The organism is Streptococcus sp. A23, from assembly GCF_043674155.1.
GTDB classification, from domain to species: Bacteria; Bacillota; Bacilli; order Lactobacillales; family Streptococcaceae; genus Streptococcus; species Streptococcus suis_V.
The window spans coordinates 40,517-60,653 of the sequence record NZ_JBIMJP010000012.1 but is presented as its reverse complement, the minus strand read 5'-3'; the positions used below and the strand labels follow the sequence as shown (position 1 = coordinate 60,653).

The following is a 20,137-nucleotide window of genomic DNA, read 5'->3' as shown; positions in this document are numbered from 1 at the left end:
ATGAAGCGACTTTTATTATATGTTCATTTTAATAAATTTGACAACCTTAGTTCGCACGTTGAATACCAACTCGAACATCTTCGTCCACTTTTTTCGAATGTAGTATTTATTTCAAATAGCCACTTAAACGATGATACAGTTCATAGACTTATTCAAAATAAATTGATAGACACCTATCACCAAAGAGAAAATATTGGTTTTGATTTTGCAGCTTGGCGAGATGGTATGGCGACAGTCGGCTTTGATGAGTTGAAAAATTATGACTCTGTAACGTTAATGAATGATACCTGCTTCGGTCCGTTGTGGGATATGAAGGAAATATATGCCCACTTTGAATCAGATTCTACTATTGATTTTTGGGGAATGACCAATTTTAGAAAAACGAAACAGTTTAATGAGCATATTCAAAGTTATTACCTGACATTTACACAGAAGGTTGTTCAGTCAGAGGTGTTTCAATCGTTTTGGAGAGGTATTCAAAACTTTACTAATGTACAAGATGTTATAGATAATTACGAGACAAATGTGACTTCGACTTTAGTAGATGCTGGATTCGAGTACCAGGTTGTATTCAATACTGTCGAAGAAGATACAACTGGTATGTTGCACCCTGATTTTTCTTATTATAATCCAACGGCTATATTGAGTCATCAAGTTCCATTTATCAAAATCAAAACTATAGATGCCAATCAACATATTGCTCCGTATATTTTACAAGCGATAGAGAACGGTACGAATTACCCTGTTGATTTGATTGTATCTCATATGTCAAACATAAATTATCCAGACTTTAAATATTTAATGGGTAGGAAGTATTTGAATAGCTATGCTAAACCGTTCTCTAATCAGAAAAAAGTTGCTATTCACTTACATGTTTTTTATGTTGATTTACTTCAGGAATTTCTGAATCAATTTAGAAATTACAATTTTGATTACACACTATTTATTACTACAGATAGTAAAAATAAACATAATGAAATAGAACTTATTTTAGAAAAAAACAATATCCAGGCAGAAGTATTTGTAACTGGAAATATAGGAAGAGACGTACTTCCTATGCTCAAGTTAAAAGATAAATTAGAGCATTTTGATTATGTTGGTCATTTTCATACAAAGAAATCAAAAGAAGCCGATTTTTGGGCTGGTGAGTCTTGGCGAAAAGAATTGATAGACATGTTAGTAACACCTGCAGATGAGATTCTATCTTCGTTAGAGAATCAAAGCGAAATAGGTATTGTAATTGCAGACATACCATCTTTTTTCCGATATAATAAAATTGTTGATGCTCATAATGAACATAGAATTGCTCCAGAGATGAATAAACTTTGGAATGAAATGAGTCTCACAAAAACAATAGATTTTAATGCATTTCATACCTTTGTCATGTCCTATGGAACCTTTGTCTGGTTTAAATATGATGCTTTAAAACCATTATTTGACTTGCAATTGACAGATGACGATGTACCAGTAGAACCCTTACCGCAAAATTCAGTGCTCCATGCAATTGAGAGACTCTTGGTTTATCTTGCATGGGATCGTCACTATGATTTTAGAATTGCAAGGAATCCAATAGCCTTAACACCATTTATCGACAATAAGCTATTAAATGAACGCGGAGATTTGTTACCTAACACTTTTGTTAACTTTGATCATCTGGGCGGTATTATGGGAGCGCTCAAATACATCGTTATCGGACCAGCTAGGGCAGTGAAATATATATTGAAAAAGATGTTAATGAAGGCAAGAAAGAAAGTATAAATTTATGTTGGATAGAATAAAGGAAAAATTTGATTCATTTGAAAACAGAACAATTTTGTATGTGAATATTATTTTTTTGATTTCTAATTTTTCTAGTTTAATTCTTAAAAAAAATGATTTTGTTAGTCTAGAAAGTTCCATAGCGGTATATCTACCACTTATACTGGCAGGTTTCATTCTATCTGTTTTTTTTAGAAATATTGATAAAAAAAATAAAATTGTTATCCATCTAATACTAGTATTATTGCTTTTTAATTTTTTGAGTTATTTAGTATGGATGACTATCAATATAAATAATCCTAACTATATTTTGTTTTTGGATTTTAAAGATCAGTTTCTTCAGTCAAAGGTTTCTTCACAACTTTTTATACTGTTCTTAACATTGATACTTTTTGTAATGATTTGGAGACGTACACAGTGGCTCACTTTTTTAGGTCCTAGTGTCACCCATATTAAATATAGTCATACAATATTGTTTACTTTATTAATGAACATACTCACAATGTTGTTTATTAATGATAAAAAATTGGATATTCTAATTGATTCGAGTAACTATCTTCAAATGTTGAAAGAAAATTCTTTCACTATGTACTTGGTCAATATCTTTTATTTAGTATTAGTTCTGTTTATTTTTTCGGGGCTAATTGCTAAGGGATATTGTGACTTAGTTCGCCGTGCTCCAAGTTCATATTCTGTTATCTCAGTCAGTTTTATATTATCGATTTTCTTAAATTTTGGTATTCAGTATTCTATTGTAGATCCAGCAAATTTTTATCCAAGCATATATTATCATTTGCTTGGTTCCATATTCCAGATAATATCTAGTACAATCCTTTTTGCTTTAATATATTTTTTATTGAATCGGTTTATTGTGTCATCAATAGTAAATGTGATGATTGGAGTTATTTTTATTGTCGCAAATGGCATGAAATTTCGTTTACGCCATGAACCGATACTACCAAGTGACTTAGTTTGGTTGAGACAATTACGTTTATTATTGGGATTTGTTGATAGTAAAGTTTCGTATGCAATTGTAGTAGCTATTATTTTTGTAGCATTATCTTACTATATCATTTATAAACGTATATCGGATTTTTATGTGTTTTCTAACAAAAAATTTAGATTGCTTTCGATTATTTCCGTATTATCAATCATGTTTTCCTTACTTTCGTTGATGCGAGTAGAAGACGGTATAAAGCATACTAAGAATATCCCTATCATTACCCCATTAACTAATGAGGTAAATGTAAATTGGTTAGGAAATACCGTGAATGCCAATGTAAAATCTCTTTCTTTTGTGTGGTATAAACAAATAGTATCTCCTCCTATGGAATTGCCGTTCGAATACAGTAGAAATAAAATATCTGAGATAAAGGAGAAATATTCCCAGATTGCAACAGATATTAATAAGACTAGAAAGAATAATATTGCAGACCAAACTGTTATTTTTATTCTGAGTGAAAGTTTTTCTGATCCAAATAAGATTCCAGGAACATCTATTTCCATGGATATATTGCCTAATATAAGGGAAATTAAGAATCATTTTACGAGTGGTACAATGATTTCAGATGGATACGGAGGAGGAACTGCAAATATGGAGTTTCAATCCTTAACAGGTCTTCCTATGTACAATATGTCTTCTAGTATTTCAACAATTTATACGGATGTTGTACCAAAAATGCGTTTTATTCCTACATTAAGTGATTATTTTTCTCCCGCTAATAGGATAGCGATCCATCTAGAATCAGGGAATAACTATGCAAGAAACGGAATTTATAAAAAAATGGGATATGAAACCTATATTGGTACTTCTGATTCTGATGTTATAGTCAAGGATTTCAAAAGGGAGGGACTATATCCTAGTGATGCTTCAACATATCAATTAGTCCTCGATAGATTGACGGAAACGCCACAATTTTTCTCTTTGATTACAATGCAAAATCACATGCCCTGGTCAGCTGGTTTGCCCAAAGAGGTTACAGCAGTGAATGAGTTATTTTCTCAAGAAGAGAATGAATCCTTAACAAGCTACAGCAGATTATTGAGTATGACGGATAAGTCAACAAAAGAATTTCTTGATGATCTTGATAAAAAAGATGAGAAAATATCTGTAGTTTTTTATGGAGATCATTTACCATCTTTATATCACGAAGAGCACTTTCAAGAGCGACCGGAGTTACAGTATCAAACAGAATATTTCATATGGAGTAATTTTAAGACAGAGAAGAAAAATAGACCTATTTTATATTCTAGTGATTTTATAGCAGCTTTATTGGAAACAACAGATTCGAAGGTTTCTCCTTACTCAGCCTTGCTGACCAAAGTTATGGAAAACAGTACTGTTAGCGAAGAAGATTTATCAGAAGAGGGAAGAGAAATCTTGAATGATTTTAAAATCGTGGAATATGATTTGTTGAGAAATAAAGGATTTTTAGAGAAGGATGATGATTTTTTTAAGATAGGAGATTAAAATGACTGAAAAAATAGCTGTGTTACTACCAGCGTATAATGAAGAAATTACAATTGTTAAGGTTATTGAGGATTTTCGAAAGGCATTGCCACACGCGGAAATTTACGTATACGATAACAATTCTAAGGATAGAACGAATGAATTGGCTCGTGAATCTGGTGCAATAGTTCGTTTTGAACCACGACAAGGTAAAGGAAATGTGGTTCGCTCAATGTTTAGAGAAATTGATGCGGATTACTACATCATGGTAGATGCAGACGATACTTACCCAGCAGCTGAGGTAGAGTCATTGTTACAGCCTCTTAGAGATGGTTTGGCAGATATGACTATTGGTGATAGATTATCTAATGGAACCTACAGCAAAGAGAATAAACGTGGTTTTCATGGTTTGGGAAATAATCTAGTTCGTATTCTTGTTAATAAATTATATAAAGGAAATTATAATGATATTATGACAGGATATCGAGGATTTAATCGATTATTTGTCAAAAATTTTCCTGTCTTATCCCCAGGTTTTGAAATTGAAACAGAGCTATCCATACACTCCTTGGATAAGAGATACAAATTAGTCGAGGTTCCAATTACTTATAAAGATAGACCGGAAGGCAGTGAATCAAAGCTCAGTACGTTTTCAGATGGTTTCAAGGTATTGAGGATGATTTTCAGCCTATTTAAAGACTATAAACCCCTAATCTTTTTTACAATATTGACAATAATTTTCCTGACTTTAGGACTAATTTCAGGCATTCCTGTTATTAGTGAATTTGCAAAGACCGGTTTAATATCAAAATTACCTTCAGCGGTTCTGGCTACAGGATTCATTATTTTATCAGCTTTATCCCTTGTTGCAGGTTTTATTTTAGATACTGTTGTTCGACAAAATAGAATGCAATATGAACTTAAAGTTTACGATTATTATCGTTCAGAAAAGTAATATTGAGGTCTTTAATACGAAAGATACGTTTGTCAAGAGTGAACCATATTAACTATTTTCTGACAATGCTTGGTCTATTTTTAGGAAGCGTAGTAGAAAGACCAAATGATGAATAGAATCTGGAATTCATTGTAAGGAAATAGTTACTCATTGAAATCAAAAAGGAATTTTAAAGAGGTATAAATATTGAAAAGAATGAGTCAACATTCTGGACCAATGCTTAATTTTTTTAAGAGTATAATAGAATATAGGATTCTAGTTTCAATAGTGCTTTTTGTAATATGTGTTAGTTTAGAATTGCATGGTAGCTCTATTGCTAATTGGAACAATTTTGGTGTACGAGAAACGGTTAATGGACTTCAGCAATCAACAATAAATGGTTTTTCAAGGGAAGATACTAGTATTGATTATATAGAGACTGCTGTCAACTGGATTTCCATACCTCCGAGGGAGGACGGGACTATTCTTGGTTATCCTCGAATGATAAGAAGTGATGAATGGTTGGTCCAGACGCCATTTTATCTTTCTCAAGCTTCTAGAAAATTACAGGTTGAAAATCCTAATTATGCCGTTTCAGGACAGAATATGATTGTAGCTTATAATGCTCCTGTGAGACATATATCAATTATTGGTAAGCCATTTAATTGGGGATTCTTATTTTTGTCTAATGCTAAAGCTTTATCTTGGTACTGGAGTTTAAAAATCATTGGATTTTTATTGCTAGCTTTTGAATTTTCAATGATTTTGACCAGGAAAAATAAGTGGTTATCTGCAATAGGTAGTTTTTGGATTACCTATACACCTGTTATACAATGGTGGTTTATGCAACATTTGGGAGATATAGTCTTTTTTACACTATTGATTGCAGTGAGCATTTACCATTATTTTAAATCTAGTTATATTTGGCCAAAACTTCTATTTTCGTCCATGCTAAGTATTGGTATAGTTGGATTTGTTTTGGTCATTTATCCTGCTTTCCAAGTAGTTTTTGGATATTTTATATTGTTATTTTTCATTGTAAATTTGCATAAAGCTATTAAGAATAAGCTGATAAATAAAATAGATTTTTTCTTTATTGTTGCAACAGTCTTGTTCTCCGTTACTATAATAGGATATAGTTTGTACGGTAGCTTAGATGCATTAAAATTAACACTTGATACGGTCTATCCAGGGAATCGTGTTTCTAGTGGTGGAGAAGTTACAATCAATGAACTTGCCGGAGTGTTGTTGAACTTTGTATTGCCGTTTAAAACTCCTGGTTTTAGCAATCAGGTGGAGTTATCTAATGGTCTACATTTTATATTTCCAATATTAGTCTTACTTCCTTTTGTTGTTAAAACTAAAGATATAAAACGAGAATGGCTAGGTGTTCTTCTTTGTATTTTTTCTATTATTTTAGCCTTCTATTCAATTATCGGTTTTCCAGAGATCGTGTCGAAAGTAACATTGTTTAGTTTTGTGACAAGTGGTAGAGCTTGGCAGGCCATGTCAGTCTTTAGTGTTTTTTCAACAATTTGGGCTATTGGTTTGATTTGGAATCAAAAATTAGCTATTAGAAAGGCTATTTTGCTACCAACAACATTTTTTGTAACCATAGGTCTGTTTTTTATATTTTTTTCCAATCAAGACTATATTGGATTCTTGGGAAAAAAAGTTGGTATCATTTTAATAGTTTGTTTGAGTCTTACTTTTTGGTTGTTGGTATCAAGAAAAAAAGTTGCCTTCATAATGTTAATTGGTCTAATTGGTATTTCAGGAATGACAGTTAATCCAATGGTTCAGGGGCTTCCAATGCTTGACAATAAAATACTTGTTCATAAAATTAAAGAAATTGTCAATAAAGATTCTGGGGCGATTTGGATTAATGATAATAATCAACTTTATAATTTTCCACAAATGTTCGGTGCTATCTCAGTTGATGGAGTACGTTTTTATCCTGATAAGAAGTTAATGGAAAAATTAGATCCTTCACATAAATATGAATCAAATTGGAATCGTTATTCACATGTCCACTACACTTTGATACATGAAAAAACTAAGTTTGAGAATCCAGCACCAGACAACTTGCATATTCAACTGGAATATAGTCAATTGAATAAGTTAAATGTCAAATATGTTCTAACAAATAGGGAGTTAGATACTGAATTTGGTAATAGCTTTAAGCTAATTTATGGTTCGGATTTGGACGGTAATAGAATCTATCAATATGATAGATAATCATAGTTTTTCGAAGCAAAATAAAAAATGAGAAAGCACGACGATTTGCTTTCTCATTTTTTACATTTTCTTCCATTTATGATAAAATAATTTTAGAAACTGCCAGTATTTTTCGAATTATGTAAGTAGTAGAACTAAATTCGGAGGATACTCATTTGTCAAAACGCCGCCACAAGATTAATCCCTTAGCTGATATTGTTGCTAAGAAAATTTTTAGCGACCATGAGATTACCATTGATTTTATCGAAACTTTTCTGGGCTTTCGCCCCCAGTCTGTTGAGATTTTGAACGGTACTATCGCAGACCTCAAGCGAGAGCGGAAGGGATTTTTCAGCACCACAGTGGATATTCTGGCTCTCATGGAGGATCAGACCCAGGTCATCATTGAGATACAGGTGGCCTACCAGAAGAATTTCATCAAGCGGCTCTGGACATATTCTTGTCAGCACCTTGTCAAGGATTTGCCCAATGTTCGCAAGAAGGTTTACAAGACCCACGATATGTATGAAAAAATTATGCCGGTCTATTCTATAGCGCTAGTCGCCAGCCGTTATTTTGATGATAATCGTCCCATTCATTCTTTCATCATCACGGACAGTCATACGGGCGAAGTATTGGAGCAACCCTTCGGCGAAACTGGGCAGTACAAGAAACCGTTTGAAATGGTGATAATCGAGTTGAAAAAATTTCGTGACAGCATGCTGGATGAGAAGCAACGCCTCTGGCTGGAGTTTTTCTCCAACCGTGGCTTTAGCCAGCGCCCGACACCTATTATTGACAAGGCAGAGCAGCTACTCGACAGAAATGCCATGACCAAGGAGGAAATAGACATGATAGACCAATGGAATCGCAATGCATCTAACCATTTTTGGGAAATTCATTCAGGTATCACTCGCCATGAAGAGGCTGTTCGTGAGAAAGCCTTGAAAGAGGGGATTGAACTTGGTATTGAGCAAGGAATTGAACAAGGAATCGAACAAGGGCAATTGAGTATGATCGGTCGTATGTTACAGCAAGGTCGTAGTCCTATGCAGATAGCTGACTTCGTTGGTTTGGACTTGAGTTTGGTTCAAAAACTTACTCAACAGCTGTCTTGAGATTACCATGACCAAGGAGGAAGTAGACATGATAGACCAGTGGAGCCGCAACGCATCCAACCATTTTTGGGAAATTCATTCAGGTATCACCCGCCATGAGGAGGCCGTGCGTGAAAAGGCTTTGCAGGAGGGGATTGAGCAAGGAATCGAACAGGGAGTTATCATCCGTAATATGGAGATTGAACAAAACCTTTTATCTATGGGAGTCCCAGTTGACCAGATGTCTCAAGGAACAGGTCTGTCCGTTGCCGATATTTTGAACTTGGCGACGAGTCACAGTTAATCTGTGCTGGACAGGTGTGTTTCTCTAGACAACGTCATCCGTTCTGTAACACAATCGCAATCTCTTTGTAATAATTTCACACAATTTAAGGATTTTCCATAGGAAAATCCTCATTTTTGTGCTAAAATAGAAAAAGGAGGTATAAAATGATCCGACTATTTGGAAAATTAAGATACCATTGGCAACCGGATTTTGCGACCTCGATGATTTATTGGTCCCTGTCCTTGGTTCCTCTCTTTCTAGGGCTATCCCTCATTTTGGAGAGAAGTCGCCAGGTATTTATCATTTTTCTCTTGCTGTTTACGACGATTGTCTTAGCGATTTTAGGCAGTCATCGGTACTTTCTCATTGAAGATGAAAATCTATATATCGCATCAGCAAATCTATTTAAGAATAAAAAAATTGACATTGCTTCCATCAGCAAGGTCAAGGTCAATTATTTATCTATCAGTATCTGTAGGAGAGATGAAGCCGAGGAGCTAACATTCTGCATGAGGAAGTGGCCTAAGAAATACTTCATCAATGCCTTAGCCCTTCATCCCAAATTTCAAGGCGAAATAGAGCTTGTCGACCATTTGGTCAAGCAGGATTATTTTGAAGTCTACTATTCAGATGAAGCGAAATCACTCCGCAAGAATAGCCTTGGTGGGGCATGATTTTGCAGCCAGGAGAGCCTGATTATCAGCTGGAATGCTTGTTTCTAATGCTTCAGTATGGCTAAAGATAACGATACCGTCATCATCATAGTCAAACAAGGGCGAGTAGGTCTGACATAGACCACAGGCGATACATTTTTCAGGAATCAGTCTAATATTCATAGAATAATTGTAAACATAATAGGAAAAAAATACAAGGAGAAGCTATCAATGTCACAAGAACCATGGAATGATGAACTTTTTGAAGAAGAATTGGAAGAAGTTGAGGATGAACAAGTGTCAGTAAGTCGTAGAAATCGAAAAGTAGGTATGATGGCGAGTAGTCGTTTGTTTACTATTTTAGCTTCAATCTTTGTTTTCTTCCTTTTGGCCATTATCATTTTGGCTATTTACCTGTCTACAGGTGGCAGTAATACTGACTCGACAGAAGGTTTTTATAATGCTGAGAATGCCCAGGTTGCAGCTTCGAGTTCATCTGAGCAAGATTCAAACGCAACTGAAACGACTGAGACTACAGCAGCAGCCACTGAGGAATCATCAACAGAGGCAAGCTCCGCTGCCGATTTGGTAGATCGTGGAGATGGTACAACCACAACTGTCCAACCTGGCGAAGGTCTTGCAAGTATTGCCAACCGAGCAGGGATTTCTATGGCTGAGTTGGAACGCTTGAATCCAGAAAAAATGGTGGGACCTGGTGGTACTTGGTGGGCCAACCCAGGAGATGTAGTACGTATTAGATAAGAGGATTTATGAATTCAATTCAAATCGCCATCGACGGACCTGCTTCGAGCGGAAAGTCGACTGTGGCAAAAATTATTGCGAAAAATTTTGGCTATACCTATTTGGACACTGGAGCTATGTATCGTGCCGTTACACTGTTAGCTCTGGAAAATAAACTAACAGCTGATATGGTTGACGATATTTTAGCTTTCTTGGCTCAGCATCCGATTTCATTCGGCCGTTCGGAAGATGGCCAGCAACTGGTGTTCCTCGGTCAACGGGATGTCAGTCTTGCCATTCGTGATAACGACGTGACCAACAATGTTTCTTGGGTGGCAGCATTGGCTCCTATTCGTGAAAGACTGGTCGAACTCCAGCAAGAAATTGCCCAGGCAGGTGGCATTGTCATGGATGGTCGTGATATTGGCACAGTTGTTTTGCCTCAGGCAGAGTTGAAAATTTTCCTGATTGCCTCTGTTGAAGAGCGGGCCCTTCGCCGTTTTAAGGAAAATAAGGCGCGTGGCATTGAGACGGATTTGGAAACCTTGAAAGAGGAGATTGCGGCCCGTGACTTGAAAGATAGTACACGAGCAGTTTCACCACTCAAAGTAGCAGAAGATGCCATTACCTTTGATACAACTGGTGTTTCTATTGAAGGTGTTGTGCAATTTATTTCAGAAAAAGCGAAAGAAATCCTTGACAAGTAGTGTAGGACATGATAGAATGGTCGTATTGAGAAAAGCAGAAGTGAGAGCTTCTCGCCTTGCGACTAACGTTGTCTGGCCCTACGGATTAAGATTTCTTCGGAAAGAATAATGGTGTAGTGCGGACTTGTGTAGCAAGTCCGTTTCGTTTTTCTCGAAAAAAAATAAAATGAGGTGAAAGCCATAGCAAAGCAAGATTTGTTCATCAATGATGAAATTCGAGTGCGTGAAGTTCGTCTTATCGGTCTTGAGGGTGAACAGTTGGGAATCAAACCGCTCAATGAGGCTCAGGCCATCGCTGATCAGGCAAATGTGGATTTAGTATTGATTCAACCGCAAGCTAAACCGCCAGTTGCTAAAATTATGGACTACGGTAAGTTCAAATTTGAGTATCAGAAGAAACAGAAAGAACAACGCAAGAAACAAAGTGTTGTCACTGTCAAAGAAGTGCGTCTAAGTCCAGTTATTGACAAAGGGGATTTCGAGACGAAACTTCGTAATGCCCGTAAATTCCTTGAAAAAGGAAATAAGGTCAAGGTTTCGATCCGTTTCAAGGGTCGTATGATTACCCACAAAGATGTTGGCGCGAAAGTATTAGCTGAGTTCGCCGAAGCAACCCAAGATATTGCCATTATCGAACAACGCGCTAAGATGGACGGTCGTCAAATGTTTATGCAGTTGGCCCCAGCTTCAGATAAAAAATAAGCTTTTTACGCTAAAAGGAGAATTAAAATGCCAAAACAAAAAACTCACCGCGCATCAGCTAAACGTTTTAAACGTACAGGTTCTGGTGGATTGAAACGCTTCCGCGCTTATACTTCACACCGTTTCCACGGTAAAACTAAAAAACAACGTCGTCACCTTCGTAAAGCAGGTATGGTACATGCTGGTGACTTTAAGCGTATCAAGTCAATGCTTACACAAATGCGCTAATCTCGCATCAGTATTGCACAATTACTATTTGAATTATTTGGAGGAAAATTAAATGGCACGTGTTAAAGGTGGCGTTGTTTCTCGTAAACGCCGTAAACGTATTTTAAAATTAGCTAAAGGTTACTACGGTGCTAAGCACCTCTTGTTCCGCACTGCGAAAGAACAAGTAATGAACTCTTACTACTATGCATACCGTGACCGCCGTCAGAAAAAACGTGATTTCCGTAAATTGTGGATCACTCGTATCAATGCGGCAGCTCGTATGAACGGTTTGTCATACTCACAATTGATGCACGGTTTGAAATTGGCTGAAATCGAAGTGAACCGTAAAATGCTTGCAGATATCGCAGTAAACGATGCAGCAGGTTTCACAGCTCTTGCAGACGCTGCAAAAGCAAAACTTGGTAAGTAATTATCAGGAGGCTTCCTTTTGGAAGTCTTTTTGTGTTTTAGTTTCTTTTAAGTTACATCGTTTATACTAGAGAGGTCAAGCTAGGAGTATAAGAACCTGTCTTCACAGCTCAGAACCTGAGCTAAGGATATTTTTCTGCCACTCATTGGTAGAACCTACAGTCAGTATTCCATCTTAAGCGGCCTGGATTAGCAAGAAACTATCCCATATCGAAATGTATCGCACTTGTGACTACAGGTTCTAACATCTATTCGTGCACCTGCTGCATTCAATAGTAGGAATTGTTGCTAGTTTGGCTTTTTCTAAATAGAAATATGAATGTGAAGATGTTATAATGAGTAAAAAAGGAGACAGATATGATTAAAATATTGCTTGTTGAAGACGATCTAAGCCTATCTAATTCGGTGTTCGACTTTCTAGATGATTTTGCTGATGTTATGCAGGTTTTTGATGGCGATGAGGGCCTCTATGAGGCAGAATCAGGTGTCTATGATCTGATTCTCTTGGATCTGATGTTGCCAGAGAAGGATGGATTTCAGGTCTTAAAAGAAATCCGCGAAAAAGGAATTTCTACTCCGGTCCTGATTACGACGGCTAAAGAAAGCTTGGATGATAAGGGCCACGGTTTTGAATTGGGGGCGGATGATTACCTGACCAAGCCATTTTATCTAGAGGAGTTGAAGATGCGTATTCAGGCGCTTTTGAAGCGAGCTGGTAAATTCAATGATAATCAGCTAGAATTTGGCAATGTGACTGTTGATTTGTCTACCAATATGACCTATGTGGACGGCAGTGAAATTGAGTTACTAGGAAAAGAATTTGATTTACTGGTGTATTTCTTGCAAAACCAGAACGTTATTCTTCCTAAAACTCAAATTTTTGACCGTATTTGGGGCTTTGACAGCGATACGACCATCTCAGTAGTAGAGGTCTATGTTTCAAAAGTCCGAAAGAAATTGAAGGGAACGGTTTTCGCAGACCGCTTGCAGACCTTGAGAAGTGTAGGGTATATTTTGAAAAATGATCAATAAGATGAGAAAGCTCACCAAGTCGGACAATTTTTCCTACTTTATCCGCTATTTTGCCGTATTTACGCTGATTTTCATATCCATGACGGCCATTATTTTTCAACTGATGCGGTCTACCATGTATCGTAGTACAGATATCCAGTTTGACAAAATCAAGCAACATCCTGACTTGGTTTTGAATTTTGCGGCAGCTAGGATGCTGAATCCAGATTCGGAAATTATTCTTCAGCACGAGAGCAATCAAGGTAATGCGAGTGCAAATACTCTCCCAGATGATACTGATGGTGGTCCCGGTGAGCCCATTCGTTTGGGAACCAATTTCCACGTACTCTTGTATAATTCTGCGGGTGAGCTAGTCAATTCTGATGTCTTCAGTGGTTTGTCTGAATTGGCTTTTGATAAGGAAAGTTTGAAAAATGTAAAGGAAGTCAGCGTCGAAGGGCCATTTGGTGACGATGATTTCCGTTATACCACCCTGGAGTTGCCGAGTGAGGTAACGGAAAAATATTCGACGCTAGACTTGAAATACGCGACTATCTGTGTCAATGTCAGTCAGATTAAAATGTCTATTCAGACCTATGAGCGAACAGTGGCGATTGTCATGGTCTCCTTCTGGTTTATTTCGCTGTTTGCCAGTCTTTATTTAGCTCAACTCAGTATGCGGCCAATTTTGCTGAGCTATCAAAAGCAGAAGGATTTTGTGGAGAATGCTAGTCATGAGCTCAGGACACCATTGACTGTCCTACAGAATCGCCTAGAGGGGCTCTTCCGTCATCCCAATGCGACCATCATTGAATCCAGTGAAAGCATTGCCTCCAGTCTTGATGAAGTGCGGAACATGCGGATTTTAACCAGTAATTTGCTGAGTCTGGCTCGGCGAGATGATGGTTTCCATATTGTGATGGATGATTTGGATCCACAATATCTCGAGGAAATCTTTGACAATTTTAACATTATAGCTGAAGAGAGTGGCAAGGATTTACTTGTTACGAATCATATTAAGCAGCCTATTCGGACAGATAAGGCCCTGCTAAAACAACTCCTGACTATTATTTTTGATAATGCATTGAAATATACAGGAGACGATGGACAAATTAGCATTCAGGCAAGAGTAAAGGATAAATTTGCGTACTTTACAGTTGCGGACAATGGAATAGGAATTAGTCAGGATGATAAGACCAAGGTCTTCGATCGTTTTTATCGGGTAGATAAGGCTAGAACGCGACAAAAAGGTGGTTTTGGACTCGGCTTGGCCTTGGCTAAACAGATTAGTGATTCCTTGAAGGGGGAAATTTCAATTCGTGATAACCAGCCAACAGGAACTATTTTTGAAATCAAGATACCGAGATAGGATTGGCAGCGCCAGTCCTATTTTTAAAATAAAAAAAGAAGTCTTGACGACTTCGATTTTATTACGCAAGTTTTGCTGCAAGACGTGCTTTGTCGCGGCTTGCTTTGTTTTTGTGAATCAAACCTTTAGTTTCTGCCTTATCGATTGCTGAGCTAGCAGCGCGGTAAAGCTCTTCAGATGGGTTAGCTTCAAATGCTTTGATTGCAGTACGCATAGCTGATTTTTGTGCTGAGTTTTTAGCGTTTTGTTTAACGTTCAATTCAGCGCGTTTGATAGCTGACTTAATGTTTGCCAATGGTTTCACCTCCACCCTTTCTTGTACTAACCATACCATTATATCTGAAAAGACTGGTTTTGACAAGTGTTATTTATTTTTTTAGATAAATTTTATCAATTTCATGGTTTTCAGCCTTGTGCAAGATAATATCCGCCCGATTGCGCGTCGGCTCGATGTATTTTTCGAGGTTGGCAAGGTTGATATTTTTCCAAGTATTTTGAGCGACTGCGATGATTTCTGGATAGGTGAGCCGGGTGTAGCGATGGTAGTAGTTGCTAGAGTCATTTTTTGCAAGCTTCAGCAATTTTTGGAAGCGTTCTAAGTACCAGGTTTCGATATTCTCCACCTCGGCATCCACATAGATAGATACATCAAAATAATCGCTGACATAGAGTCGCTGGTTTTGAGGGTTCTGGAAGACATTGATTCCCTCGACAATTAGAAAATCAGGGACCTGAATTTTTTGACTTTTATCAGGGACAATATCGTAGGTTTCGTGAGAATAGACAGGAATTTCACAATTGATGCCATTTTTGATATTGTCTAAGAATCCAATCAGTTTTTCCATATCATAAGACTCAGGAAAGCCTTTTTTGTCCAATAGATTCATTTCCTCTAGGGTAGTATTGGGGTAAAGAAAACCGTCGGTGGTAACCAGTTCTACAGTTGAATGCTTGAAAGTGCGGGCAATCAAAATCTGGAGCAAGCGACTGGTAGTGGATTTACCAACAGCAACACTTCCGGAAATACCGATGATAAATGGTTGAGACTTGATGGATTTCTGGAGGAAGAGACTCTTTGTAAAGGTTAAATCTTTTCTGGCCTTGCGATAGATGTGAATGAGGTTGACCAAGGGGAGGTAGACGTCTGATACCTCATGAAGTTGGATCTTATCATTGAAACTTTTGATGGAATTGAGTTCACTCTGAGTCAAGGGGATGGTGGTTTTACGGTGAAGTTGCTGCCAGGTGGAGCGATCGATTTCTTCAAAATTTAAAAATTCATGTTTCATTTTTTGTTTTCCATATCTAGTAATTATTTCTTGTCATTTATTTTAACATATCTTTTCAGGTAAGTAAAACCTCTTGAAAACGTTTTTAGGAAATGTTATAATAAAGACATGTCAGAGATGTATTACGAAAAAAATCCCAGTACAGCACATGATATTCATGAACTCCGTGTCCGTTTATTAGATACCTACATGACATTCTTGACAGATGCAGGTGTATTTAGTAAGAAAATGGTTGATTATGGAAGTCAGGTGCTTTTACAATCCCTAGAATTAGAAACTGGGAAGACCCTCTTGGATGTTGGCTGTGGCTATGGACCACTTGGATTAACCTTGGCAAAGGTCTTTAATGTTGATGTGACCTTGATTGATATCAATAGCAGAGCGCTTGAGTTGGCTGAAAAGAATGCTGAGAAAAACGGTGTTCCAGCAACAATCTTTCAATCGGATCTTTATCAAGCAGTTCAAGGACAGTTTGATGCTGTTATTTCTAATCCACCGATTCGAGCAGGAAAAGCTGTAGTTCACCAGGTTATCACAGGAGCAAAAGAGCACTTGAAATCAGGTGGACGACTGACAATTGTCATCCAGAAAAAGCAGGGAGCACCAAGTGCCAAAGCAATAATGGAAGAAACCTATGGCAATTGTGAGATTATCAAAAAAGACAAAGGATACTATATCCTCGAAAGTGTGAAAGAATGAGAGCAGTTGATTTAATTCAGAAAAAACGAGATGGTTTGGAATTGTCTTCTGAGGAAATTAAATGGTTGATTGAGGGCTACGTGGCTGGAACAGTGCCTGACTACCAAATGTCAGCCCTGGCGATGGCCATTTACTTTAAAGGCATGTCAACGCGCGAGATTTCTGATTTAACTATGAATATGGTGGCATCAGGTGACCAGATTGACTTATCTGCTATTCCTGGTATCAAGGTAGACAAGCACTCGACTGGTGGTGTGGGTGACAAGGTAACCTTGATTTTAGCTCCTTTGGTAGCTAGTTTTGAAGTGCCAGTTGCTAAGATGAGCGGACGCGGTTTGGGACACACAGGTGGCACTCTGGACAAATTGGAGTCCATTAAAGGGTATCAGATTGAAGTGACTCAGGAAGACTTTATCAAGCAGGTTCAGGAGACGGGAGTTGCGGTTATTGGCCAATCAGATAATTTGGTCAAGGCTGATAAGTTGCTCTATGCTCTGCGCGATGTGACAGCGACGGTGGACATTATTCCCCTGATTGCAAGCTCGGTTATGTCTAAGAAGATTGCGGCTGGTTCAGATGCCATTCTCCTTGATGTCACGGTGGGCGAAGGTGCTTTCATGAAGACAGTAGAAGAGGCGCGTGTGCTGGCTCAGACCATGGTGGACCTTGGTAAGGCTGTCGGACGTAAGACTATTGCAGTTTTGACAAATATGTCTCAGCCGGTGGGAACCAGCATTGGTAATCGCCTGGAAATCCTTGAGGCCTTGGAAATTTTACAAGGCAAGGGTAGGGAAGACGTGACAGAGTTTATCTGTGAATTGGCTCAAATCATGTTGGGACTTGCTGATGTTGAAAAGACGGTTGCGGAAGTTCGTCAGCATATTGAAAATGGAGCTGCCCTTAAGAAATTTGAGGAAATGGTTCAGGCTCAAGGAGGCGATTTGGAAGACCTCTACCGTCCGGCAGATGTTTCCCACAAGGTGGACGTATTGGCAGAGCGAGATGGCTATATTGTTGGTTTGCCAGCTCTAGAATTTGGTCTATTTGCCATGAAACTAGGAGCAGGTCGAGCGGTAAAAACAGATGAACTGGACTATGAGACTGGTATTGTTTTCCACAAAAAAGTGGGGGATGCAGTCGAAAAAGGTCAGCCGATTGCAACCATCTATGCAAATGAAAATATTTCGGAAAATATGCTTACAAATTTCCAAAAAAATGTTAAAATAGATGATGTAAGTGTAAATACGAAGGAAATCATTGAAATCATTTCTTAATGTACGGAGAAAACTTATGAAATTAAATAAATATATCGACCATACCATTTTGAAACCGGAATCAACTGAGCAACAGGTTGCAAAGATTATTGAAGAGGCAAAAGAATACGACTTTGCTAGCGTCTGTGTTAATCCAACTTGGGTTGCCTACGCTGCAAAGGGGTTAGCTGGAACAGAGGTCAAGGTTTGTACAGTGATTGGTTTTCCTCTGGGAGCTAACACGCCAGCTGTCAAGGCTTTTGAGACCAAGGATGCGATTGCAAATGGTGCAGACGAGATTGATATGGTCATCAATATTGGTGCCCTCAAATCTCAGAACTATGACCTAGTATTGGAAGATATACAGGCGGTTGTGGAAGCCAGTGGCGATAAATTGGTTAAAGTCATCATCGAAACCTGTCTTTTGACCGATGAGGAAAAGGTGAAGGCTTGTCAATTGTCTCAAGAGGCCGGTGCTGATTTTGTTAAGACTTCTACTGGATTTTCTACAGGTGGTGCGACAGTGGTTGATGTTACCTTGATGCGCCAAACAGTAGGACCAGATATGGGTGTCAAAGCATCTGGTGGTGCGCGTACCTATGAGGATGCCCTTGCCTTTATCGAAGCTGGTGCAACCCGTATTGGTGCATCTTCAGGTGTAGCGATTATGAACGGAGCTGTAGCAGATGGCGACTACTGAGTTGATAAAATTATCTGAGGAAGTGAGTAAGAAAGCCTACGTTCCCTATTCTCATTTTCCAATTGGAGCTGTCTTGGTTGCCAAGGATGGGCAAGTCTTTACAGGTGTTAACATTGAAAACGCCAGCTTTGGCTTGACCAACTGTGGCGAACGAACAGCTATTTTCAAAGCTGTTTCAGAGGGCGTCTTGGATTTTTCTGAGCTGATTGTTTATGGTCAGACAGAGAAACCAGTTTCACCATGTGGTGCTTGTCGCCAGGTCATGGCTGAATTTTTTGATAAGGATTTAAAGGTAACACTTGTTGCCAAAGATCTATCGACAGTCGAGATGACAGTCGGGGAATTACTTCCATATTCTTTTACAGACCTGAACTAGTCTGTAAGACAGTCGTTAGACTGTAGTATCATCACCGCAACGAAAGTTGCAAAAAGAATTTTTTAGGAGGGTTCAGAAATGAACAAGAAACTTGTCGGATTTGGTCTAGCTACTGTTGCAGCTCTTACATTGGCTGCCTGTGGAAGCCGTACTGCAAACAAAGAAGCAGCCTCAACAGACTCATCAGAAATATCAGTTAAGCCAATGATCGTAACAGACATCGGTGGTGTTGATGACCGTTCATTTAACCAGTCAGCTTGGGAAGGTTTGACTGCTTGGGGTGACGAAAATGGTTTGTCAAAAGGTAGCGGCTATGACTACATTCAATCACAAAGTGAATCAGACTACGTAACAAACCTTGACTCAGCTGTTGCTGGTGGTTACAACCTTGTATTCGGTATTGGTTTCGCCTTGGAAACTGCGATTGCTGAAGCAGCTCCAAATAACCCAGAAACTCACTTTGTAATCGTTGACTCAGTTGTTCCAGATCAAGAGAACGTAGTCAGCGTTGGATTTGCAGACCACCAAGCTTCTTACTTGGCAGGTGTTGCAGCTGCTAAATCTACTAAAACAAACCACGTTGGTTTCATCGGTGGTATGGAAGGTGTCGTTATCGACCGCTTTGAAGCTGGTTTCGTAGCTGGTGCTAAGTCTGTAAACCCAGACATCAAAATCACAATCGATTATGCAGGTTCATTCGGTGATGCTGCAAAAGGTCAAACAATCGCTGCTGCTCAATACGCTGCAGGTGCAGACATTATCTTCCACGCATCTGGTGGTACTGGTAATGGTGTATTTGCTGCTGCTAAAGCTGAAAACGAAACTCGTGATGAAGCAGATAAAGTTTGGGTAATCGGTGTTGACCGTGACCAATCTGCTGAAGGTGTTTACACTTCTAAAGACGGTAAAGAATCTAACTTCGTATTGGCATCAACCATCAAAGAAGTTGGTACTTCAGTTAAAGACATCACTGAAAAAGCAGTTAAAGGTGAATTCCCTGGTGGTACAGTTGTTCAATTCTCACTTGCTGACAAAGGTGTAGAATTGGCTGAAACAAACCTTTCTGAAGATGCTTCTAAAGCTGTCGCAGACGCTAAACAAGCAATCTTGGATGGTAAAGTTGAAGTTCCAGAAACACCAGAAAAATAAGCTGAATAACATTAGTTTTCCGAAGTGGCGGCCTATCGGTCGCCCTTTTCGGAGCTGAGATTTTTCTCAGTAAAGCCTATCAAATGGTGGTAGGTTTTACTGACAAAA

At 38.3% G+C, this 20,137-nt stretch carries 22 protein-coding genes and 1 other annotated feature; of the genes, 19 read left to right on the top strand and 3 right to left on the bottom strand.

All coding sequences use genetic code 11. The annotated features are described in order from the left end of the window. From ACHBIE_RS07770 to ACHBIE_RS07740, 7 genes are all read left to right on the top strand, one after another. Complete coding sequence (locus ACHBIE_RS07770; RefSeq protein WP_394733096.1) at positions 1-1,758, top strand: rhamnan synthesis F family protein; 1,758 nt, start codon at positions 1-3, stop codon at positions 1,756-1,758. Between the two features lie 7 nt (positions 1,759-1,765). Beyond that, positions 1,766-4,228 (top strand): LTA synthase family protein, encoded by a 2,463-nt coding sequence (locus ACHBIE_RS07765; RefSeq protein ID WP_394733095.1) that lies wholly within the window; start codon positions 1,766-1,768, stop codon positions 4,226-4,228. 1 nt (position 4,229) lies between these two features. Continuing rightward, the gene (locus tag ACHBIE_RS07760; protein WP_105161121.1) at positions 4,230-5,162 is read left to right on the top strand and encodes a glycosyltransferase family 2 protein; all 933 of its coding nucleotides are present in this window, start codon (positions 4,230-4,232) and stop codon (positions 5,160-5,162) included. A 195-nt stretch (positions 5,163-5,357) separates the two neighbouring features. Beyond that, positions 5,358-7,379 carry a hypothetical protein gene (locus ACHBIE_RS07755; protein ID WP_394733094.1) on the top strand — a complete coding sequence of 674 codons (2,022 nt, stop codon included), beginning with the start codon at positions 5,358-5,360 and terminating at the stop codon, positions 7,377-7,379. 155 nt (positions 7,380-7,534) lie between these two features. Next, positions 7,535-8,476 (top strand): Rpn family recombination-promoting nuclease/putative transposase, encoded by a 942-nt coding sequence (locus ACHBIE_RS07750; protein ID WP_394733093.1) that lies wholly within the window; start codon positions 7,535-7,537, stop codon positions 8,474-8,476. A gap of 28 nt (positions 8,477-8,504) precedes the next feature. Beyond that, complete coding sequence (locus ACHBIE_RS07745; RefSeq protein ID WP_170239173.1) at positions 8,505-8,759, top strand: hypothetical protein; 255 nt, start codon at positions 8,505-8,507, stop codon at positions 8,757-8,759. Between the two features lie 146 nt (positions 8,760-8,905). After that, on the top strand, positions 8,906-9,415 hold the full coding sequence (locus tag ACHBIE_RS07740) for an EbsA family protein (protein WP_172080045.1): 510 nt from the start codon (positions 8,906-8,908) through the stop codon (positions 9,413-9,415). Here ACHBIE_RS07740 and ACHBIE_RS07735 read toward each other — a convergent pair. After that, positions 9,383-9,577: a ferredoxin gene (locus tag ACHBIE_RS07735; protein WP_105110914.1), complete on the bottom strand. Its 195-nt coding sequence runs from the start codon at positions 9,575-9,577 to the stop codon at positions 9,383-9,385. The genes ACHBIE_RS07740 and ACHBIE_RS07735 overlap by 33 nt on opposite strands. 48 nt (positions 9,578-9,625) lie before the next feature. Here ACHBIE_RS07735 and ACHBIE_RS07730 point away from each other — a divergent pair, with 48 nt between their 5' ends. The 7 genes from ACHBIE_RS07730 to ACHBIE_RS07700 all read left to right on the top strand — a co-directional run bounded on the left by ACHBIE_RS07730 (position 9,626) and on the right by ACHBIE_RS07700 (position 14,563). Further along, on the top strand, positions 9,626-10,156 hold the full coding sequence (locus ACHBIE_RS07730) for an SAG1386/EF1546 family surface-associated protein (RefSeq protein WP_394733092.1): 531 nt from the start codon (positions 9,626-9,628) through the stop codon (positions 10,154-10,156). Between the two features lie 8 nt (positions 10,157-10,164). After that, positions 10,165-10,842 (top strand): (d)CMP kinase, encoded by a 678-nt coding sequence (gene cmk, locus ACHBIE_RS07725; RefSeq protein ID WP_394733091.1) that lies wholly within the window; start codon positions 10,165-10,167, stop codon positions 10,840-10,842. Positions 10,843-10,868: 26 nt separating this feature from the next. Then, positions 10,869-10,997, top strand: a sequence feature (ribosomal protein L20 leader region). Between the two features lie 16 nt (positions 10,998-11,013). Beyond that, entirely contained in the window at positions 11,014-11,544 is a 531-nt protein-coding gene (gene infC, locus ACHBIE_RS07720; protein ID WP_394733090.1) for a translation initiation factor IF-3, read from the top strand. A 27-nt stretch (positions 11,545-11,571) separates the two neighbouring features. Next, positions 11,572-11,772, top strand: a complete 201-nt coding sequence (gene rpmI, locus ACHBIE_RS07715; protein WP_024375714.1) for a 50S ribosomal protein L35 — start codon at positions 11,572-11,574, stop codon at positions 11,770-11,772. Between the two features lie 52 nt (positions 11,773-11,824). Further along, positions 11,825-12,184, top strand: coding sequence for a 50S ribosomal protein L20 (gene rplT, locus ACHBIE_RS07710; protein ID WP_105110910.1), 360 nt, complete (start codon positions 11,825-11,827; stop codon positions 12,182-12,184). 356 nt (positions 12,185-12,540) lie between these two features. Continuing rightward, complete coding sequence (locus ACHBIE_RS07705) at positions 12,541-13,215, top strand: response regulator transcription factor (RefSeq protein WP_105122580.1); 675 nt, start codon at positions 12,541-12,543, stop codon at positions 13,213-13,215. After that, positions 13,205-14,563 carry a sensor histidine kinase gene (locus ACHBIE_RS07700; RefSeq protein WP_394733089.1) on the top strand — a complete coding sequence of 453 codons (1,359 nt, stop codon included), beginning with the start codon at positions 13,205-13,207 and terminating at the stop codon, positions 14,561-14,563. The genes ACHBIE_RS07705 and ACHBIE_RS07700 overlap by 11 nt, the downstream gene beginning before the upstream one ends. A gap of 61 nt (positions 14,564-14,624) precedes the next feature. On the opposite strand, the gene rpsT is transcribed toward ACHBIE_RS07700, so the two are convergent. Both rpsT and coaA read right to left on the bottom strand, forming a co-directional pair. Then, complete coding sequence (gene rpsT / locus ACHBIE_RS07695) at positions 14,625-14,873, bottom strand: 30S ribosomal protein S20 (RefSeq protein ID WP_170239180.1); 249 nt, start codon at positions 14,871-14,873, stop codon at positions 14,625-14,627. Positions 14,874-14,931: 58 nt separating this feature from the next. Beyond that, positions 14,932-15,852 (bottom strand): type I pantothenate kinase, encoded by a 921-nt coding sequence (gene coaA / locus ACHBIE_RS07690; protein WP_172067250.1) that lies wholly within the window; start codon positions 15,850-15,852, stop codon positions 14,932-14,934. A 108-nt stretch (positions 15,853-15,960) separates the two neighbouring features. Between coaA and ACHBIE_RS07685 the strand changes: the two genes are divergently transcribed. The 5 genes from ACHBIE_RS07685 to ACHBIE_RS07665 all read left to right on the top strand — a co-directional run bounded on the left by ACHBIE_RS07685 (position 15,961) and on the right by ACHBIE_RS07665 (position 20,029). Beyond that, the gene (locus ACHBIE_RS07685) at positions 15,961-16,551 is read left to right on the top strand and encodes a class I SAM-dependent methyltransferase (RefSeq protein WP_394733088.1); all 591 of its coding nucleotides are present in this window, start codon (positions 15,961-15,963) and stop codon (positions 16,549-16,551) included. Continuing rightward, positions 16,548-17,825, top strand: a complete 1,278-nt coding sequence (locus ACHBIE_RS07680; RefSeq protein WP_105110905.1) for a pyrimidine-nucleoside phosphorylase — start codon at positions 16,548-16,550, stop codon at positions 17,823-17,825. The genes ACHBIE_RS07685 and ACHBIE_RS07680 overlap by 4 nt, the downstream gene beginning before the upstream one ends. A 16-nt stretch (positions 17,826-17,841) precedes the next feature. Continuing rightward, complete coding sequence (gene deoC / locus ACHBIE_RS07675; RefSeq protein WP_105110904.1) at positions 17,842-18,504, top strand: deoxyribose-phosphate aldolase; 663 nt, start codon at positions 17,842-17,844, stop codon at positions 18,502-18,504. Beyond that, complete coding sequence (locus tag ACHBIE_RS07670; protein WP_105122586.1) at positions 18,491-18,880, top strand: cytidine deaminase; 390 nt, start codon at positions 18,491-18,493, stop codon at positions 18,878-18,880. Before deoC ends, ACHBIE_RS07670 begins: the two co-directional genes overlap by 14 nt. Before the next feature lie 78 nt (positions 18,881-18,958). Then, positions 18,959-20,029, top strand: coding sequence for a BMP family protein (locus tag ACHBIE_RS07665; protein WP_105161133.1), 1,071 nt, complete (start codon positions 18,959-18,961; stop codon positions 20,027-20,029). Positions 20,030-20,137: the final 108 nt, after the last annotated feature.

Bases quoted from the DNA above. Each gene is read 5' to 3' on its own strand.
- ACHBIE_RS07770 (WP_394733096.1), top strand. From the start codon at position 1: ATGAAGCGACTTTTATTATATGTTCATTTTAATAAATTTGACAACCTT.
- ACHBIE_RS07760 (WP_105161121.1), top strand. From the start codon at position 4,230: ATGACTGAAAAAATAGCTGTGTTACTACCAGCGTATAATGAAGAAATT.
- ACHBIE_RS07755 (WP_394733094.1), top strand. From the start codon at position 5,358: ATGAGTCAACATTCTGGACCAATGCTTAATTTTTTTAAGAGTATAATA.
- ACHBIE_RS07745 (WP_170239173.1), top strand. From the start codon at position 8,505: ATGATAGACCAGTGGAGCCGCAACGCATCCAACCATTTTTGGGAAATT.
- ACHBIE_RS07740 (WP_172080045.1), top strand. From the start codon at position 8,906: ATGATCCGACTATTTGGAAAATTAAGATACCATTGGCAACCGGATTTT.
- ACHBIE_RS07735 (WP_105110914.1), bottom strand. From the start codon at position 9,577: ATGAATATTAGACTGATTCCTGAAAAATGTATCGCCTGTGGTCTATGT.
- ACHBIE_RS07730 (WP_394733092.1), top strand. From the start codon at position 9,626: ATGTCACAAGAACCATGGAATGATGAACTTTTTGAAGAAGAATTGGAA.
- cmk (WP_394733091.1), top strand. From the start codon at position 10,165: ATGAATTCAATTCAAATCGCCATCGACGGACCTGCTTCGAGCGGAAAG.
- rpmI (WP_024375714.1), top strand. From the start codon at position 11,572: ATGCCAAAACAAAAAACTCACCGCGCATCAGCTAAACGTTTTAAACGT.
- rplT (WP_105110910.1), top strand. From the start codon at position 11,825: ATGGCACGTGTTAAAGGTGGCGTTGTTTCTCGTAAACGCCGTAAACGT.
- ACHBIE_RS07705 (WP_105122580.1), top strand. From the start codon at position 12,541: ATGATTAAAATATTGCTTGTTGAAGACGATCTAAGCCTATCTAATTCG.
- ACHBIE_RS07700 (WP_394733089.1), top strand. From the start codon at position 13,205: ATGATCAATAAGATGAGAAAGCTCACCAAGTCGGACAATTTTTCCTAC.
- coaA (WP_172067250.1), bottom strand. From the start codon at position 15,852: ATGAAACATGAATTTTTAAATTTTGAAGAAATCGATCGCTCCACCTGG.
- ACHBIE_RS07685 (WP_394733088.1), top strand. From the start codon at position 15,961: ATGTCAGAGATGTATTACGAAAAAAATCCCAGTACAGCACATGATATT.
- ACHBIE_RS07680 (WP_105110905.1), top strand. From the start codon at position 16,548: ATGAGAGCAGTTGATTTAATTCAGAAAAAACGAGATGGTTTGGAATTG.
- deoC (WP_105110904.1), top strand. From the start codon at position 17,842: ATGAAATTAAATAAATATATCGACCATACCATTTTGAAACCGGAATCA.
- ACHBIE_RS07670 (WP_105122586.1), top strand. From the start codon at position 18,491: ATGGCGACTACTGAGTTGATAAAATTATCTGAGGAAGTGAGTAAGAAA.
- ACHBIE_RS07665 (WP_105161133.1), top strand. From the start codon at position 18,959: ATGAACAAGAAACTTGTCGGATTTGGTCTAGCTACTGTTGCAGCTCTT.